This is a genomic window from Nocardia sputorum, assembly GCF_027924405.1.
GTDB lineage: Bacteria > Actinomycetota > Actinomycetes > Mycobacteriales > Mycobacteriaceae > Nocardia > Nocardia sputorum.
The window spans coordinates 54,384-70,978 of record NZ_AP026978.1 but is presented as its reverse complement, the minus strand read 5'-3'; the positions used below and the strand labels follow the sequence as shown (position 1 = coordinate 70,978).

16 protein-coding genes and 1 riboswitch are annotated in these 16,595 nt (G+C 69.8%); of the genes, 9 read left to right on the top strand and 7 right to left on the bottom strand.

All coding sequences use genetic code 11. From position 1 onward, the window contains the following. Positions 1 to 5: 5 nt before the first annotated feature. A complete protein-coding gene (gene dacB / locus QMG86_RS00340) occupies positions 6 to 1,445 on the bottom strand; it encodes a D-alanyl-D-alanine carboxypeptidase/D-alanyl-D-alanine endopeptidase (protein WP_434085634.1) in 1,440 nt (479 codons plus the stop codon). 217 nt (positions 1,446 to 1,662) lie between these two features. On the opposite strand from dacB, the gene QMG86_RS00335 reads away from it, so the two are divergent. Then, positions 1,663 to 2,154: an inorganic diphosphatase gene (locus QMG86_RS00335; protein ID WP_195078000.1), complete on the top strand. Its 492-nt coding sequence runs from the start codon at positions 1,663 to 1,665 to the stop codon at positions 2,152 to 2,154. Positions 2,155 to 2,279: 125 nt separating this feature from the next. Here the strand turns inward: QMG86_RS00335 and QMG86_RS00330 are convergent, their stop codons facing one another. Together QMG86_RS00330 and QMG86_RS00325 are read right to left on the bottom strand one after the other, a co-directional pair. After that, complete coding sequence (locus QMG86_RS00330; protein WP_159841880.1) at positions 2,280 to 2,522, bottom strand: hypothetical protein; 243 nt, start codon at positions 2,520 to 2,522, stop codon at positions 2,280 to 2,282. A gap of 186 nt (positions 2,523 to 2,708) precedes the next feature. Further along, positions 2,709 to 3,530: a crotonase/enoyl-CoA hydratase family protein gene (locus tag QMG86_RS00325; RefSeq protein ID WP_281876973.1), complete on the bottom strand. Its 822-nt coding sequence runs from the start codon at positions 3,528 to 3,530 to the stop codon at positions 2,709 to 2,711. 193 nt (positions 3,531 to 3,723) lie between these two features. Between QMG86_RS00325 and QMG86_RS33675 the strand changes: the two genes are divergently transcribed. The 3 genes from QMG86_RS33675 to QMG86_RS00310 all read left to right on the top strand — a co-directional run bounded on the left by QMG86_RS33675 (position 3,724) and on the right by QMG86_RS00310 (position 5,263). Further along, complete coding sequence (locus QMG86_RS33675; RefSeq protein ID WP_281876971.1) at positions 3,724 to 4,044, top strand: 2-oxo-4-hydroxy-4-carboxy-5-ureidoimidazoline decarboxylase; 321 nt, start codon at positions 3,724 to 3,726, stop codon at positions 4,042 to 4,044. Positions 4,045 to 4,098: 54 nt separating this feature from the next. Continuing rightward, positions 4,099 to 4,575, top strand: a complete 477-nt coding sequence (locus QMG86_RS00315) for a YbaK/EbsC family protein (protein WP_281876970.1) — start codon at positions 4,099 to 4,101, stop codon at positions 4,573 to 4,575. A gap of 136 nt (positions 4,576 to 4,711) precedes the next feature. Then, positions 4,712 to 5,263: a flavin reductase family protein gene (locus tag QMG86_RS00310; RefSeq protein WP_350356361.1), complete on the top strand. Its 552-nt coding sequence runs from the start codon at positions 4,712 to 4,714 to the stop codon at positions 5,261 to 5,263. A gap of 18 nt (positions 5,264 to 5,281) precedes the next feature. Here the strand turns inward: QMG86_RS00310 and QMG86_RS00305 are convergent, their stop codons facing one another. Next, positions 5,282 to 6,601, bottom strand: a complete 1,320-nt coding sequence (locus tag QMG86_RS00305; RefSeq protein ID WP_281876969.1) for an aminotransferase class V-fold PLP-dependent enzyme — start codon at positions 6,599 to 6,601, stop codon at positions 5,282 to 5,284. Positions 6,602 to 6,648: 47 nt separating this feature from the next. Next, a riboswitch (SAM riboswitch) is annotated at positions 6,649 to 6,762 on the bottom strand. A 648-nt stretch (positions 6,763 to 7,410) separates the two neighbouring features. On the opposite strand from QMG86_RS00305, the gene QMG86_RS00300 reads away from it, so the two are divergent. Both QMG86_RS00300 and QMG86_RS00295 read left to right on the top strand, forming a co-directional pair. Further along, positions 7,411 to 11,322, top strand: coding sequence for a Pls/PosA family non-ribosomal peptide synthetase (locus QMG86_RS00300; RefSeq protein ID WP_281876968.1), 3,912 nt, complete (start codon positions 7,411 to 7,413; stop codon positions 11,320 to 11,322). Then, positions 11,322 to 12,668 (top strand): M1 family metallopeptidase, encoded by a 1,347-nt coding sequence (locus tag QMG86_RS00295; protein ID WP_281876967.1) that lies wholly within the window; start codon positions 11,322 to 11,324, stop codon positions 12,666 to 12,668. Before QMG86_RS00300 ends, QMG86_RS00295 begins: the two co-directional genes overlap by 1 nt. Here QMG86_RS00295 and QMG86_RS00290 read toward each other — a convergent pair whose 3' ends face one another. Beyond that, the gene (locus tag QMG86_RS00290; RefSeq protein ID WP_281876966.1) at positions 12,669 to 12,854 is read right to left on the bottom strand and encodes a hypothetical protein; all 186 of its coding nucleotides are present in this window, start codon (positions 12,852 to 12,854) and stop codon (positions 12,669 to 12,671) included. Positions 12,855 to 12,881: 27 nt separating this feature from the next. Next, positions 12,882 to 13,340 (bottom strand): DUF2752 domain-containing protein, encoded by a 459-nt coding sequence (locus QMG86_RS00285; RefSeq protein ID WP_281876965.1) that lies wholly within the window; start codon positions 13,338 to 13,340, stop codon positions 12,882 to 12,884. 228 nt (positions 13,341 to 13,568) lie between these two features. On the opposite strand from QMG86_RS00285, the gene QMG86_RS00280 reads away from it, so the two are divergent. The 3 genes from QMG86_RS00280 to QMG86_RS00270 all read left to right on the top strand — a co-directional run bounded on the left by QMG86_RS00280 (position 13,569) and on the right by QMG86_RS00270 (position 15,891). Continuing rightward, complete coding sequence (locus QMG86_RS00280) at positions 13,569 to 14,621, top strand: alpha/beta fold hydrolase (RefSeq protein ID WP_281876964.1); 1,053 nt, start codon at positions 13,569 to 13,571, stop codon at positions 14,619 to 14,621. Between the two features lie 264 nt (positions 14,622 to 14,885). Beyond that, complete coding sequence (locus tag QMG86_RS00275) at positions 14,886 to 15,341, top strand: hypothetical protein (RefSeq protein ID WP_281876963.1); 456 nt, start codon at positions 14,886 to 14,888, stop codon at positions 15,339 to 15,341. 127 nt (positions 15,342 to 15,468) lie between these two features. Beyond that, positions 15,469 to 15,891 carry a PPOX class F420-dependent oxidoreductase gene (locus QMG86_RS00270; RefSeq protein WP_281876962.1) on the top strand — a complete coding sequence of 141 codons (423 nt, stop codon included), beginning with the start codon at positions 15,469 to 15,471 and terminating at the stop codon, positions 15,889 to 15,891. A gap of 55 nt (positions 15,892 to 15,946) precedes the next feature. Here the strand turns inward: QMG86_RS00270 and QMG86_RS00265 are convergent, their stop codons facing one another. After that, positions 15,947 to 16,588, bottom strand: coding sequence for a hypothetical protein (locus QMG86_RS00265; protein WP_281876960.1), 642 nt, complete (start codon positions 16,586 to 16,588; stop codon positions 15,947 to 15,949). Positions 16,589 to 16,595: the final 7 nt, after the last annotated feature.

Genomic DNA, 16,595 nt, shown 5'->3' with positions numbered 1-16,595 from the left:
ACCCGTCAGGAGCATCCACAGTTTCGCAGCGTGCCTGCGATCGCGTCCAACGCGGGCCTGCTGACCTCCGGCGGTCGATCGTTCGACATCAGTGCGAAGGTCAGCACCCGCCCATCGGCGTCCAGCACATACCCGACCAACGCGCTGGAGACCGACAGAGTTCCGGTCTTGGCCCGCACCCAGCCCGCGCCCTGGCGGTCCCGCGTGACGTAGCGGCTGGTCAGCGACCCCGTTGCGCCCGCGACCGGTAGGGCGTCGAGCATCGGCGCCAAGGTGGCCGCGACCCGGTTGGTCTCGGGCTTGGCCTTGGTACCGGCCGGTTGCACCGCCGTGGCGCCGGTGGGCTCGGCCGCGGTCGCCACGACGCGGTCGAGCAATCGCGCGGGAATCCGGTCGTCGACCGAAAGCCCGCTGCTGTCGTGCATATCCAGCCCGGACAGATCGAAACCGGCCTTGCTCAGCGCCGTGCGCACCGCGGTGACCCCACCGGCGAAGGACGCCGGGCCGCCGGTGGCCGTCGCGATCTCCCGGCCGATCGTCTCGGCCAGCACATTGTCGGAGTAGACCATCATGTCCCGCAGCCGGTCGCGCAGCGGCGCCGACTGCACGGAAGCGATCTCGGCGGCGCCTGCGGGCGCGACACCCGTCCTGACCTTGGCGGGGTCCAGCCCCAGATCGGTCGCCAGCCGCCGCCCGGCGTCCAGCGCGGGCGTGGGGGTGCGCGGCGAGTACTCGACCAGCGGCTGCAGGCGACCGCCGTCGATCATCACCGGCTCGATGGGGGCGATGGAACCCTCGGGGATGTCGACCGGGTCCCAGCCCTGCGCCATGGTGGGGCCGGTGTAGGCGGAGATGTCGACGACGATCGTGTCCACCGCGCGGCCCGCGGACTTGATCTGGTTCACCAGGTCGGACAGGCGCGGCCCGTTCGGGTAGTACCCCTTGCCGTCCGGTTGCGCGGTGAGCGTCGGATCGCCGCCGCCGACCAGCACCGCTTCGTTCGGCGCCGCACCGGCGACGACCTTCGTGGTCACCCGGTGCTCCACGGGCAGCGTGAGCAAGGCGGCCGCGGCGGTGAGGATCTTCGCGGTGGACGACGGGATCATCGGCCGGTTCGCGTCACCGCTCCACAGCACCGTCCCGCTGCCCGCGTCGGTCACCTGCCCGGCGAACGCGCCGAGGTCCGGATTGGCGATAACCGGGGCCAGCGCCGCGGCGACCCCCGCCGGACTCGGCGCGGAATCGGTGGACCGGGCCGGGCCGACCTGTGGCGACGGCTCGACCGGATCGGGCGGGGCGGCGACGGTGAGACCACCGTGCCGGAACTCAGGGGTCCACGGACGCACCGCGAGCAGCGCCACGGCGGCGGCGACGATCAGTACGACCATCGTGCTCGAGATCCAGATCCATCTGTTGCGGCGCCGCCGGGCAGCCAGCCCACCGATGTTCTCGTTGCCACCAAACACGTCGCCGCCGCTCTCCTGACCGATTCCCGCAGCAGCCGCCTGCCGCACCCATGTCCCCGACGACCACACTATCCTCGTTGCGCAACCGTTCCCCTGAACAACCTGGCGAGTCGGCACACTCCGCAGCGGCCGAGTCGGCAGTCGCCGAAAAGCAGCCGAGTCGCCGGACTCGGCCCCGATGCACGAAGGAGATGGCGTGGAGTTCGACGTCACCATCGAGATCCCGAAGGGTTCCCGGAACAAGTACGAGGTCGATCACGAGACCGGCCGGGTCCGGCTCGACCGGTTCCTGTACACGTCCATGGTCTATCCCGCCGACTACGGCTACATCGAGAACACCCTCGGCGAGGACGGTGACCCGCTGGACGCGCTGGTCCTGCTGCCCGATTCGGTGTTCCCCGGCGTGATCGTCGAGGCCCGTCCGGTCGCGATGTACAAGATGACCGACGAGGCGGGCGGCGACGACAAGATCCTGTGCGTGCCCGCGGGCGACCCGCGCTGGGACCACATCCAGGATCTGAAGGACGTCCCGGAGTTCGAACTCGCCGCGATCAAGCACTTCTTCGAGCGCTACAAGGACCTGGAGCCCGGCAAGTACGTCAAGGGCTCGGAGTGGGTGGGCCGGGCCGAGGCCGAGGCCGAGGTGGAAGCGTCCATCCAGCGCCTGAAAGATCAGGGCGGGCACTGAAAGCCCTTCGGGCACAACGCGAGCGGGGAGTCCGGTAGGCCCGGGCTCCCCGCTCTGCCGTTCGCGGCGCGAAAGGCGAAAAGGGACATCCGGATACCGGATGCCCCTTCTCGGTGTCAGTTGGCTCAGTAGTAGATGTACAGGTCCCAGCCGTCCCAGGACTCGATGCACTCCCAGTAGTAGCCGCCGGTGCTCGGCGATTCGCCGTCGGCCCGGCATGCGCTCAGCGTGGCGTAGGTGCCGACGTAGGTGCCGCCGTAGGCGACCTCCTGGTAAACCGGCGCGGCCGAGGCCGATGCAGCCGTCGACACCCCGGCGACGGCGGCGGTGGCCAGCAGACCAGCGGCGAGGAAGGACTTGATACGCATTGTTCTTGCTCCTGAATGCGAGGCGAAATTTCCGACGTCACAAACGATATGGACGATCGGCGCCCCGCACAGCCACCCCTAGGGTGAGGGCAAGGCAACCCTGAGGCGAATCACCTTGCCCACCCTCGATACCCACCCTTGGGGCTCGGCACGGCGCGCTCCCCCGGTGCGGGCGCGCCGCCGGTGTCACTGGCCGCGGAATTCCGGCGTGCGCTTCTCGAAGACGGCCTTGATCGCCTCGGTGAGGTCCTCCGAGGGCAGGAACGCGGCATTCCACGCGGAGACGTAGCGCAGTCCAGCGGCGATCTCGTCCTTGCGCCGCTGATCCAGCACGTCCTTGACGCCTGGCACCACCAGCGGCGGGTTCGCGGCGATCTCGCGTGCGGTGGCGTGCGCCGCGTCCAGCGCCGCCTCCTGGTCCGGGAGGACATCGTTGACCAAACCGATCTTCTCCGCGCGAGCGGCGTCGATGTCCTTGCCGGTGTAGGCGAGCTCACGCAGGTGCCCCTCGCCGATGATGCCGGGTAGCCGGTGCAGCGAGCCCACGTCGGCGACGATCGCGACCTTGGCCTCACGCAGGCTGAACTTGGCCTCCGCGCTGGCGTAGCGGATGTCGGCCGCCGCGATGAGGTCCAGCCCGCCGCCGATGCACCAGCCGGACACCGCCGCGATCACCGGCTTGCGGCAGTCCGCCACGGCCGTGATCGATGCCTGCATCTTGCGCACCTCGGTGAGGAAGTCGGTGCGCGGCGCGGCCAGGGCGCGATCGGCCAGCAGCGGGCCGAACGTGCCGCTCATCGCGGGCAGGTCCAGGCCGTAGGAGAAATGCTTGCCCGACCCGGTCAGCACGATCGCCCGCACCTCGGGGTCGGCGTCCAGCTCCTGGAACACCTCCGGCAGCTCGCGCCAGAAGTCGGGACCCATCGCGTTGCCCTTGCCGGGGCCGATCAACGTCACCTGCGCGACGTGATCCTTGGTTTCGACGGTGAAAGCCTGCCAATCTGTCATTTGTACAGCGTATCGAGACAGAGTGGAGCCCGTGTCCCGACCCGGTGACCTGCGTGGCTGCCGGGCTCGCCGGGAAAATCGCCTAGCGTGTTAATCCTGTGCAAATTCGCCGGCGGTGCGCTGGTTCCGCGCGACGGCGACGACGGATCATTGTCCCATCGGCAAACCTCAGTCATCGGGTTCGGAGAAGCTCATGCTGATGCACCGGGGAATCGGCCTGGACCGGTTCAACGAATTGCCGCGCGGTCGCGCGATTCACGCACTGTACGAATGCTGCTGCAATGTCACGTGGGCGGAGCGACTGGCCGACGCCCGCCCCTACCCGGATCACGACGCACTGCTGAACATGGCGGACGTCGAATTGCTCGCACTCTCCCAGCGCGATCTCGAGCGCGCCTTCGAAGCCGTTGCGCACGAATCGGTCTCCGCGCCCGACGTGACGGAACTCGCGCGCATCACCCGCGCGCAGATCGCCGGAATGCTCGGGCCGCCCGAGGGCTACCCGGAATACTGAACGGACCGCGCGACTCGCCCGGCATACCGCCCGCACTCGCTCTACCCTGGTGAGATGCGCAGGTCGTCATTGCCACCGGTCGCCTGCCGGGTCGCGGACACCCTCATCTCCCGAGGTCATCACGGTCTCATCGTCGCCCAGCCGGAGCCGACGCATACCGCCGCGGACGCCGCGCGAGCGCTCGGCGTCGACGTGGGGGCGATCACGAAGTCCCTGGTGTTCCTGCTCGACGACGACCCGGTGCTACTGCTGGTCTCGGGGGCGCATCAAGTCGACTTGGCGAAGACCGGCGCGCGCCTGGAGGGCACGCTGACCCGCGCCTCCGCCGACATGGTGCGCCGAGCGACCGGCCAGCCGATCGGCGGTGTCGCACCGGTCGGCCACCCGACCAATCTGCCTACGTGGGTGGACAACGCGCTGGCGCGCCACCGCGAACTCTGGGCCGCGGGCGGGCATCCGAACACCATCTTCCGGACCTCGTTCCCGGAGTTGCTGCGCATCACGGCGGGACTCCCCATCGATGTCGACTGACTCGCGCGAATCACACCGGACGCCGCCAGGGGCGCGCCTCGCTGCCGTTGCGGGAAAGTCACCGGCCAGCCGCGTGCCGACCGTGGGACGACGTATGCCGCCACTCGCGGGCCTGAGTGGGGCGTAGTTTCGTGGTGTGACCGACGCACCACGACCCGAAACGGATCTGCGGGTCCCCGATGATCTGAGCGGCATCACCGCGGAGCAGTATCGCGCCTCCATGCGCCACTACCCGGCCGGTGTCACCGTCGTCACGCTGACTTCGCTACGGGGGCCGGTCGGCTTCACCGCGACCTCCTTCGCCTCACTGTCGCTGGACCCGCCGCTGGTGTCGTTCAACATCGCGCACACCTCCTCCAGCCTGTCCGCCATGCTGGACGCCGCGTCCGTCGTGATCCACTTCCTCGGCGAACACCAGCAGCACCTGGCCCACCGGTTCTCCCGCACCGCCGAGGAGCGTTTCGCCGACCGCAGCCTGTGGACCACCCTCGACACCGGCGAACCGGTCCTGCACGGCACCCCCATCTGGCTGCGCGCCACCGTGCACCAGCTGATCCCCATCGGCGACCACACCTTCGTCGTCGGCTTGGTCACCCGGGTCCACGACAACACCGACGAGAAGCCCGCCGCCGCACCACTGCTGTACTACAACGGCCGCTACTACCGGCCCACCGCCCTCGGCGACTGACCCGCGGAGTGCGCGTCCTCAGCCGATCAGGCAGGGGGCCGCGCCGGTGGGGGCGGTGGAGGTGAAGGGGCGCGTTTCCGGGGTGGGGTTCCAGACACCGTTCTCGGTGGCGTAATTCCAGGTGGTGCCCGTGCGCGCGAGGGTGGCGATCGCCTCGATCAGGCGGTCCACGTCGGCGGAGGTGGTGCCGAGGCCGATGCTGGCGCGCAGCGCGCCGTCCAAACCGAGGCGGGTGAGCAGGGGGTGGGCGCAGAAGCGACCGTCGCGGACGCCGATGCCGTGTTCGGCGGAGAGATAGGCGGCGACGTGGCCGGGGGCGAAGTCGTCGAGGGTGAACGCGACGATGCCGACGGAGTCGAGGCTGTCGGTCCAGATGCGCAACAGCTGGACGCCGGGAATCGCGGCCAAGCCGTCGCGGAGGCGGTCGGCGAGCCGGTGTTCGTGCGCGGCAAGGGTTTCGGCGTCGATGGCACCGAGCGCGTCACAGGCGGCGGCCAACGCGGCGGCGCCGAGCACGTTCGGCGACCCGGCTTCGTGCCGCTGCGGCGCGGGCGCCCATTCGGCCTCGTCGGTGCGCACCTCCCGAACCGCGCCGCCACCCGCCAGGTAGGGCCGCGCCGCATCGAGCCAATCCCGCTTGCCCACCAGCACACCCGCGCCGAACGGCGCGTAGAGCTTGTGCCCGGAGAACGCCAGGTAGTCGATTCCCGTGTCGCGCAGACTGATCCGCCGATGCGGCGCCAGCTGAGCCGCGTCCACGAGGATCCGGGCGCCGCACTGATGCGCGATGGTGGCCAGCCGCTCCAGCGGCAGCACCTCACCGGTCACGTTCGACGCACCGGTCACGGCGAGCAATGCGGCGGGCCTGCTGCACAGTTCGGCGACCAGCCTGCCGATGGTCTCCTCGACCGTGCCCGCGGCCCGCACGACGCGCCTGCCCCGCCTGGTCCAGGGCAGGAAGTTGGCGTGGTGCTCGATGTCGAGCACCACGGTGTCGCCGGGGACGCAGGACGCGAGCAGATTCAGCGAGTCGGTGGTGTTGCGGGTGAAGACCACCACCTGATCGTCGGCGGCGTCGAGGAAGCGGGAGACCGACCCGCGGGCGGCCTCGTAGCACTCGGTGGAGATCCGGGAGGCGTAGCCCGCGCCGCGATGCACGCTGGCGTAGAACGGCAGCAGCTGCTGCACCCGGTCGGTGACCTGGGCCAATGCCGGTGCGCTCGCCGCGTAGTCGAAGTTGGCGTAGGTCGCGGTTCCGCCCTGCACCAGGGGCACGCGCAGTTCGTCACCGGAGACTCGGGCGAGGGCGGCACAGGTGTTGTCGACAGCAGTAGTCATCACGTGAATCCCGTCGGCTAGAGGACCCGCGATCGAATGATTCGTCGAGTCCGCGCTTGCCGCGCCCGGTCGGGCGGCGGCCGGGTCGTCACCCGGAGCACCCCACCGCGGAGGAGGGTTGCCGGCCAGCAAGCCGGGGCTTCGCGCTGGCACTCATGACCTGACCCGAGAGTGGCAGAAGCGCCCCGGCACTGTCAACCACGTTCGACCCCGAGTCCCCACGAGCACCGCGTGGAGATAACCACTGCGCGCGAGCCATTACAAGCACCCCCACGATGACACGCGAGCCGCGGGACGCGGCGCGGCGCTCGGCCACCGGCACCCGTCCGGAGGCACACCCGGCTCGGTTCGCTCGCCGGTTACCGCTGGGCCGAGGCGAGTGCGATACCGCGACGTGACTTCCCGCCGCCCTTCACCGAGCCTGCTTCGGCGGGCTGACCCGATCGGCGCACGCCTGGTCGGACTTCCTCCGCGACCGGTTGAACACGCCGCCGCGAGCCCGGCAACACGGCGGAGTTCGCGCCGCTTCGATGAGCGGAATCACACTTCAGCTCCAGCGATCTCCCGGCGAACGCGAGGACGATCCCTCGACCAGCGGGTTGCCCTGCGTGAGCGGCGAATACCCGGCCCACCTGCAACAACGAGCACGGCACCGGTCGATCCGACGACCGGTCCGGTGAACAACAGACGACGACAACCCCGGGTACCGTGGACAACTGGCCATCGCGGCGTTTGCCCTTTGGTAACCCAGATATGGCACAACAACGCCGAAAGTGTGAGGCAAGTCGATGGGAGGTGCGCAGAGCACCATGCTCGAGACAGACGTCGACGCGCCGGCGCGCCCGTTGTCGCGCGGCGACCGCGCACCAGGACCGAGGACGCTCGTCGACATCCTGACCGCGACGGCGCTCGCCCATCCCGATGCCCCCGCCATCGACGACGGCGACGTGGTGCTGACCTATCTGGAGCTGGTCGTCGAGATCGAGAAGACCATGGCGCGTCTCGCCACGGCGGGCGTGCGACCGGGCGATCGGGTCGGCGTGCGCATGCCGTCGGGCACCCGCGGGCTCTACGTGACCATCCTCGCCGTCCTGTACTCCGGCGCCGCGTACGTGCCGGTCGACGCGGACGACCCGGACGAGCGCGCGCAGCTGGTCTTCGGCGAGGCGCAGGTCACCGCGATCGTGACTGTGGCGGGCATCGAGACCACGGCCGCGGGTATCCGCGCGGCCGAGCAGCAGCGCGAGCAGACCTGGTCGACGCTGCCCAGCCCCGGCGACGACGCCTGGATCATCTTCACCTCCGGTTCCACCGGCACGCCGAAAGGCGTTGCCGTCACCCATCGCAACGCGGCCGCCTTCGTCGACGCCGAAGCCGACCTGTTTCTCCGCGACGCTCCGATCGGTCCCGGTGACCGGGTGCTCGCGGGGCTGTCGGTCGCGTTCGACGCGTCCTGCGAGGAGATGTGGCTGGCCTGGCGCAACGGCGCCTGTCTGGTGCCTGCTCCGCGCGAGTTGGTGCGCACCGGCGCGGATCTCGGTCCCTGGCTGGTGCGGCGGGAGATCAGCGTGGTCTCGACCGTCCCGACCCTGGCGGCGACCTGGCCGGTCGAGGCCCTGGAGGCGGTGCGGCTGCTCATCTTCGGCGGCGAGGCCGTCCCGCCGGAACTCGCCGAGCGTCTGGCGGGCAACGGCGATTCGGCGCGCGAGGTGTGGAATACCTATGGCCCTACGGAAGCCACGGTCGTCGCCTGCGCCGCACGGTTGGACGGTCGATGGCCGATCCGGATCGGCCTGCCGCTCAACGGCTGGGACCTGGTGGTGGTGGACCAGGCGGGTAACCCGGTGGCGGAGGGCGAATCCGGGGAGTTGGTGATCGGCGGCGTCGGTCTCGCGCGCTATCTCGACCCGGTCAAGGACGCCGAGAAATACGCGCCACTGCCCTCCGTCGGCTGGGAGCGCGCATACCGCAGCGGTGACCTGGTGCGCAACGACAGCGCCGGCCTCGTTTTCCTCGGCCGCGCCGACGATCAGATCAAGCTGGGTGGACGGCGCATCGAACTCGGTGAGATCGACAACGCTCTGCAGCATCTGCCCGGCGTCACGGGTGCGGCGGCAGCCATTCGAACCACCAAGGCCGGCAACAAGCTTCTGGTCGGCTATCTGACCGGGCCCGGCCCGGACTTCGATGCCAAGGCCGCGCGCGCCGTCCTCGCCGAGCGCCTTCCGGCGCCGCTGGTGCCCCGGCTCGCCGTGGTCGACGAGCTGCCCACCCGTACCTCCGGCAAGGTCGACCGGGACGCGCTGCCGTGGCCGCTGCCCAACGCCGCCGAGGACGACGACGACAACGAGCTGACCGGCACGGCCCTGTGGGTCGCCGGACTGTGGGACGCCATCCTCGGCGCGGAGGCGAGCGACCTCGACGCGGACTTCTTCGACCTGGGCGGCGGTTCGCTCGCGGCAGCGCAGCTGGTCACCGCGCTGCGCGAACGGTATCCGCAGATCGCCGTCGCCGACGTCTACGACCACCCTCGCCTCGGCGCGCTGGCCGACCTGCTGGAGCAGACCACGCCCGCCGTGGCGGTCGCCGAGCGGACGGTGCGGCCGACGCCGGTGCTCGCACAAGCCGCGCAGGTGCTCGCCACCATCCCGCTCACCACGCTCACCGGTCTGCAGTGGCTGACCTGGCTGGCGATCGTCGGCAACATCGCGGCCTGGTCCGGCTCGCTGCCGTGGCTGCCGCAACTGTCCTGGTGGTGGACGCTGGCCGCGTTCCTGCTGTTCATCTCACCGCCCGGCCGCATGGCGATCTGCGTGGCCGGCGCGCGGCTGCTGCTGCGCGGCATCCGGCCGGGCCGCTATCCGCGCGGCGGTTCGGCGCATCTACGGCTGTGGGCGGCCGTCCGTCTCTCCGAGGCCAGCGGCGCCGAGAACCTGTCCGGAGCGCCGTGGATGGTGCCGTTCGCCCGCGCGCTCGGCGCGAAGATCGGCAAGGGCGTCGACCTGCACAGCCTCCCGCCGGTGACGGGCATGCTCGAGCTCGGCGACGGATGCAGCGTGGAGCCGGAAGTGGACCTGTCCGGGTACTGGATCGACGGCGACGTCGTGCATCTGGGCCCGATCACCATCGGCCCCGGCGCGGTGGTCGGCTCGCGCTCGATCCTCTTGCCAGGCACGAAGATCGGCAGAAACGCCGAGGTGGCGCCCGGCTCGGCGGTGTCCGGCAAGGTGAAGGCCGAACAGGAATGGGCCGGTTCGCCCGCGGTGAAGGTCGGCAAAGCCCAGCACCGCTGGCCCGCGCACACGCCCGATCGAGCCCGGCACTGGGTCGCGATCTTCGGCGTCACGTCGATGGCGCTGGCCGCCATGCCGATTCTCGGCATCGGCGCCGGTGGCGCGTTCCTGGCCTGGTTCGTTCGCGACACCCGCACCCTCGCGGGCGGCGCCGCGCGCGCGTTCGCCGTCCTCCCCCTCGCCACGCTGCTCAGCCTGGGCGTCTACGCGGCGGCGACCATCGTCGCGGTCCGCCTGCTGAGCATCGGCCTGACGGAGGGCTACCATCCGGTGCGCAGCCGGGTCGGCTGGCAGGCATGGGCCACCGAGCGGCTGCTGGATTCCGCGCGCACCTTCCTGTTCCCGCTGTACGCCAGCCTGCTCACCCCGGTGTGGCTGCGCTTGCTCGGCGCGAAGGTGGGCAAGAGCGTCGAGGCGTCCACGGTGCTGCTGCTGCCGAAGTTCACCACGGTCGCCGACGGAGCCTTCCTGGCCGACGACACCATGATCGCCGGTTACGAACTCGGCGGGGGCTGGCTGCACATCGGTGCGGCGAAAGTCGGCAAGCGCGCCTTCCTCGGGAACTCCGGGATGACCGCCCCCGGCCGCCGGGTCCCGAAGAACGGGCTGGTCGCGGTGCTGTCGGCGGCGCCGTCCAAGGCCAAGCCCGGCTCGTCCTGGCTGGGCAGCCCGCCGGTCCGGCTGCGCCGGGCCGCGGAGAACGCCGATACGGCGCGCACCTTCGATCCACCTGCCCGCCTGCGCGTCGCTCGCGCCCTTGTCGAGACCTGCCGCTTGCTCCCGGTGCTGGTGACCTTCGCGATCGGACTCGGCGTGCTGTGCACCCTCGCGTGGCTCGCGCAAACCTTCGGCCACCTCGCCGCCGGGCTGCTCAGCGGAGTGGTGCTGCTGGTCGCAGGCGCCGTCGCGGGGGCGAGCGCCGTGACCGCCAAATGGTTGCTGGTCGGGCGGATACGCACCGGGGAGCATCCGCTGTGGAGCTCGTTCGTCTGGCGCAACGAGGTCTCCGACACCTTTGTGGAAACGGTTGTCGCGCCGTGGTTCGCGCGCGCGGCGACCGGGACGCCCGTACTGAACCTCTGGCTTCGCGGCCTCGGCGCCCGCATCGGGCGCGGGGTATGGTGCGAGTCCTACTGGCTACCGGAGGCGGATCTGGTGACTCTCGGTGACGGCGCGACCGTGGAACGCGGCTGTGTGGTGCAGACCCATCTGTTCCACGACCGGATCATGGCCATGGACACCGTCACCCTCGGCGCGGGCGCCACCCTCGGTCCGCACTGCGTGGCGTTGCCCGCCTCGGCGCTCGGCGACGGCGCGACCATCGGCCCGGCCTCCCTGGTCATGCGCGGTGACGCGGTGCCCGCCTCGACGCGCTGGTGGGGCAACCCGATCGCGCCCTGGTTCACCGGCGACCCCGGGGCGCGCTGATGACGGGCAAGTTCTACGAAGCCCCCATCGACGAGTACCTCCCGCAGAACGGCAACCGGGGGTACCGGGTCTCCCGATACGAGCTGGAACTTGCCTATCGGGTCTCCGCCAACCGGCTCACCGGCCGCGCCGCGATCACGGCGGTGACCACCGAGGTGCGTCCCCGGTTCGCCCTCGATCTCTCCCAGGCGTTGAGCGTCTCGAAGGTGTCGGTCAACGGCGCCAAGGCCGCGAAGTACACCCATCAGCACGGCAAACTGGTGATCACGCCGCAGCAGCGGATTCCGGCGGGCGGGGCGCTCTCGCTGGTGGTGCAGTACGGCGGCGCCCCGAAACCGGTGCGCGGGCCGTGGGGCGAGGTCGGGTGGGAAGAACTCACCGAAGGCGCGCTCGTGGCCAGTCAGCCCAACGGCGCGGCCTCCTGGTTTCCGTGCGACGACCACCCGAGTTCCAAAGCGAGCTATCGGATCTCGATCACCACCGATTCGCCGTATTACGCGGTGGCCAACGGAACCCTGCTGCGCAAGCAGAGCAAGTCCAGTCAGACGACCTGGGTGTACGAGCAGCCCGAACCGATGTCGAGCTACTTGGCCACCATCCAGATCGGTCACTACCGCAGGCACCGCATCGGTTCGTCGCATTCCGCGGTGCCGATGCACGCGATCCTGCCCTCGCGGCTGCGGGCGAACTTCGACCACGACTTCGCTCGTCAGCCGAGGATGCTCGAGGTATTCAGCGAGAGGTTCGGCCCGTACCCGTTCGCGGACTACACCGTGGTCGTCACCGACGACGAACTCGAGATCCCGATCGAGGCGCAGGGCCTGTCCATCTTCGGCGCCAACCACTGCGACGGCCGCCGCGGCGCCGAACGGCTGGTCGCGCACGAGCTGGCCCACCAGTGGTTCGGCAACAGCCTGACCATCCGCCAGTGGCGCGACATCTGGCTGCACGAGGGCTTCGCCTGCTACGCGGAATGGATCTGGTCGGAGGCCGCGGGCGGACCCACCGCCGATCAGCTGGCCCGCGCCGCGCGCCACAACCTTTCCCGCGAGCCCCAGGACATCGTCATCGGCGATCCCGGACCGCAGCGCATGTTCGACGATCGCGTCTACAAACGGGGTGCGCTCACGCTGCACGCCCTGCGCCTGGAACTGGGCGACTCGACGTTCTTCGACCTGCTGCGGGAATGGACCATTCGCTATCGCCACTCGTCGGTGACCACCGAGGAATTCACCGACCTGGCCGGACACTACAGCCTGGTGTCGCTGCGTCCGCTGTGGGACAGCTGGCTGCTCGCCGAGCGACTACCGCAGCTGCCGCCCTATGGCGGCGCGTCCACGGCCTGATCAGAACACCAGATAGCGCGCGGCGAGTTCCTCGACGAGCGGATCGTCCTCCGGCACGCTCGCCAGCGCGTCCAGATCGGTCGCCACGGCGATCTGGCGGGGATCGTCGTGCTCGGCGTCGCGCGGGTCCTCGATGAGCTGGCGCTGCAACTTCTGCCGCACCCTGGTCTTCAGCGAATCGTTCATACTTTCGGATGCCCCCACACCGGGTTGTTACACCGGTGTAAACGAGGTTCCCCACGGCGTATTCCGCACGACGGTGTAGATCGCGAGCAAGGCGAAGAAGGTCCACATGGTGGTCCGGCTGATCGACGGCAGCCGCATCTTCCGGCCGCGCCACGCCTGGACGGTCCAGTCCAGCACCCACACCGCGAAGGCGAGGACCAGCGGAAGCGCGAGCACATTGCTGTGCAGCGCATCGATGAGGTGCCCGTCGGTGAGGTTGTGGACGGCGCGCATCCCGCCGCAGCCGGGGCAGTACCAGCCGGTCAGCGCGTAGACCGGACAGGTGCCGTAGGAGCCTTCGACGTGCGGGTCGCGGACGTGCAGCAGTACGCCGACGCCCACGCCGAGACCTGCTACGAGCAGCGGAAGCGCCGCCCCACGCCAACCGCTCCTCGGCGGAGTTCCGGGGTCCGTCAGGGGGCCGGAGGCAGGATGCGCGATGTCCACGAAGCAACCGTAACCGGGCGGCGCGGACGGCCGCCACGGCAGCGCACCTACACGCGTGGTGTGCACCGAAACAAAGCGCCGACGACTTTTTCTGCCGGAATGATCTTTTGGGGTATCGAATCCGGGGGTACTCCCCGATATAGACCAGGAACACCGTCGTACGGCGCTAACACTAGCAAGCAGCGCTGCTTGCACTGTACGGTGACGGTGAACACAAAGGAGTGCTCGATGCTGGTGAAGTCGATGAGGACGCTGGCGGACGCCCATAACGGTGCGCTCACCGCCGATTACCGTGCCGGACTGCGGTCCCGCACCTTCCGGACGGCGTCGTTGAACGCGCCCACCGCCCGTCACGCGGTCATCCCGGTAACCACCAAGGACGGCGCTCGCCTGCGAGTACACGCCTACGGCCCCGCCAAGGGCGATGTCATCGTGCTGATCCACGGCTGGAGTTGCAGCATCGAGTACTGGAACCCGCAGATCAACGCGTTCGCCGACCGGTATCGCGTGGTCTGCTACGACCAGCGCGGCCACGGCGCCAGTGAACTCGGCAAGACCGCCCCCAGCGAAGAGTCGCTGGCCGACGATCTGTCGGCCGTGCTGAATGCCACGCTCCGCCCCGGCCAGCGAGCCGTTCTGGTCGGCCACAGCATGGGTGGCATCACCATTCAGGCGTGGGCCGCCCAGTATCCGGAGCAGGTCCGCAAGCAGGCCGCGGCCGCCGTTCTGCTGAACACCACGTCGGGCAACATCCGCTACGACACCGATCTGCTTCCGCTGCTGAACAAGCCATTGACACTGGCGGACCGCCCGATCACCGTGTTCGGCGCCGCCGTGCGTATGCCCATGATCGTCGCCGAGACGCTGCTCACCGCCCCGGTCCCGCTGCCGGGCGGCTGGCCCACCAGCGCGCTGCTCAAGGCCCGCGTGATGACGCCGCACGCGACCGCGGACCAGGTGGAGTTCGCACTGGGCATCGTGCGATCGTGCCGTCCGCTCACCCGCGGCAGGCACGCCGCCGCGCTCGCCGACATGGATCTCGCCGAGGCCGCCGCCTCCCTGACCGTGCCCACTACGGTGATCGCTGGAGCCCACGACCGCTTGCTGCCCGAGCGCATGTCGCGCCGCATCGCCGACGCGCTCGCCGAAGCGGGCCACCTGGCCGCGTACCACGTGTGGCCCACCGGCCACCTGGGCAATATCGAGGCTGCCGACCGCTTCAACGCGGAATTGGCCGCCATCGCCGAGAGCGCCCACCTGCGCGACGCGGCCGCGGGCTGACCGTTGCTCCTGGGGCGGTCGACGACGCCCGGCCCAGGAGCAGAAGTCCGCGACGCCCGAGGCCGACTACGCCGCTACGTTTGCCGCCTCGATACTGCAACAAGATCGCAGTCTGAAGCGCCGGTCGCCCACCATGGAGTTCGGGCGTGTCCACGCCGAATTCGAGGCCCCCCAGCACGTTTTTCCCCTACTCCCGTTAACACTCGGCGAACTCATGTCGACACAGCAGTCAGACAGTTTCGGGTTCCGACGAAGGGAGCAGCGGTGGGTGTCTGGCGTGGTGTGGCTGTCCTTGTTCTGGCCTTCGGCGCACTCGGTGCGAGCACCCCGGCGGCCTCCGCGCTTCCGCTGGGCGTCCCCCCTGCGCGCACGCTCTGCGGCGGCGGCGGCGCGGGCATCGGCATGATCGCCGCCTACTACGACTCCAACCGCAACTACTCCGGCGTGCCCACCCTGTGGATCCACCCGGAGTTCGTCTACACACCCGACCGCCCCGGCGGCACCTGCGGCGTGACGGTGACGGTTTCCTGGCGTAACTCCGACACCGGCGCGCTGGGCACCCTGCCCCCGATCCGGCTCGACGACAACACACCGGCCCAGGAGAACGTGGCCGGTTCGTGGGTGCCGGTGAGCATTCCGTCCGGTCTCGGCCGAGTGGAAGTCCTCATCGCGACCGACGCTCCCCATGTCCCGGGAAAGGGAGTCTTCGTAGTCACGTAGCCGGATCGGAGGTCCCTCGCACGGAACTTCGCCGGATCGATGTGCTCGACATCCGTGAAGCACCGACACGGCAACCAGGCCCGCCGGGGCCGGGAATGAATACACCGGACGCACGGTAGAACCAGACATGAAACTCGACGACGACGCGCGTTCACTCATCGGGTCCGGCGCCGACGCGACGCTGGTCACGCTCAACCCGGACGGCAGCCCGCAGGTCTCGGTGGTCTGGGTGGCCCTGCAATCGACACCGGACGGCGACGAACTCGTCACCGCCCACCTGGGCGTCTATCAGAAGATCCGCAACGTCCGCCGCGACCCGCGCGTGGCGGTGACCATCCTCTCTTCCGAACGGGGCGAGGTCATGCGCCCCTACCTTTCGATCACCGGCACCGCCCGCGTCGTCGAGGGCGGTGCACCGGAATTGCTCAGGCAACTCGCCAAGACTCTGGCCGCCCCGGGCGTCGAGTTCCCTCCGGCGGACGCCCCGCCCGGTTACCTCACGCGTATCCGGATCGACAAGGTCGGCGGCATCGGCCCCTGGGCCTCCTAGCCGCTTCCGTCTCTCGCGGTCGAAGCCGTGGCCGCGCTTCGCCGTAGTGACAGGCTCAGCCGGAGTTCCGGCGGGCCTTCTCCCGCCGAACCCATTGGGCGATGGCCGCCACGGCCGAGAACATCGCCGTCGCCCCGGCCACCAGCGCGGTGCCCGTGAGTTTCGCGGTGGAGAACTCGACCGTTCGCCGCCCCGGCAGCGGGTATTGGCCGTTGCCCGAGGCCCATCGGATCACGAAGCCGACCTGGGTGCCGAGGTCGGTGGGCGGGCCGGACCCGATCATCGAGCGCAGCTCCGGCCCCTTTCCGTTGAGGTAGATCAGGGTGAACGCGATGAACAGCGCCATCGCCACCGCGGCCCCGGTCGTCAAGCGGGCCAGCGCTTCGGTGCGGGCCCACAGATTGATCAGCGCGGCGAGGACGGTGAGGAAGATCGCGATGGTGGCGAGGAGCGCCCACTTGCCGCTGAGGTTGGAGTGAGCCGGGGGGTTCTTCGACCACAGACCCACAAGGGTGGTGGTGATGTGGGTTTGGCCGAAGGCGTTGCTCCAGATCGTGCCGTCTGGTCCCCCGGTGGTCAGCCAGGGCTTGAACAACAGGGCGAACGTGATGGCGGCTCCGACGGCCGCGAGCATGAACCCCCAGTTGTCCTGGAGCAAAGTCCCGACCGGTTGCATCCGCCCCCGCAGTTTCGCCACGTCGACT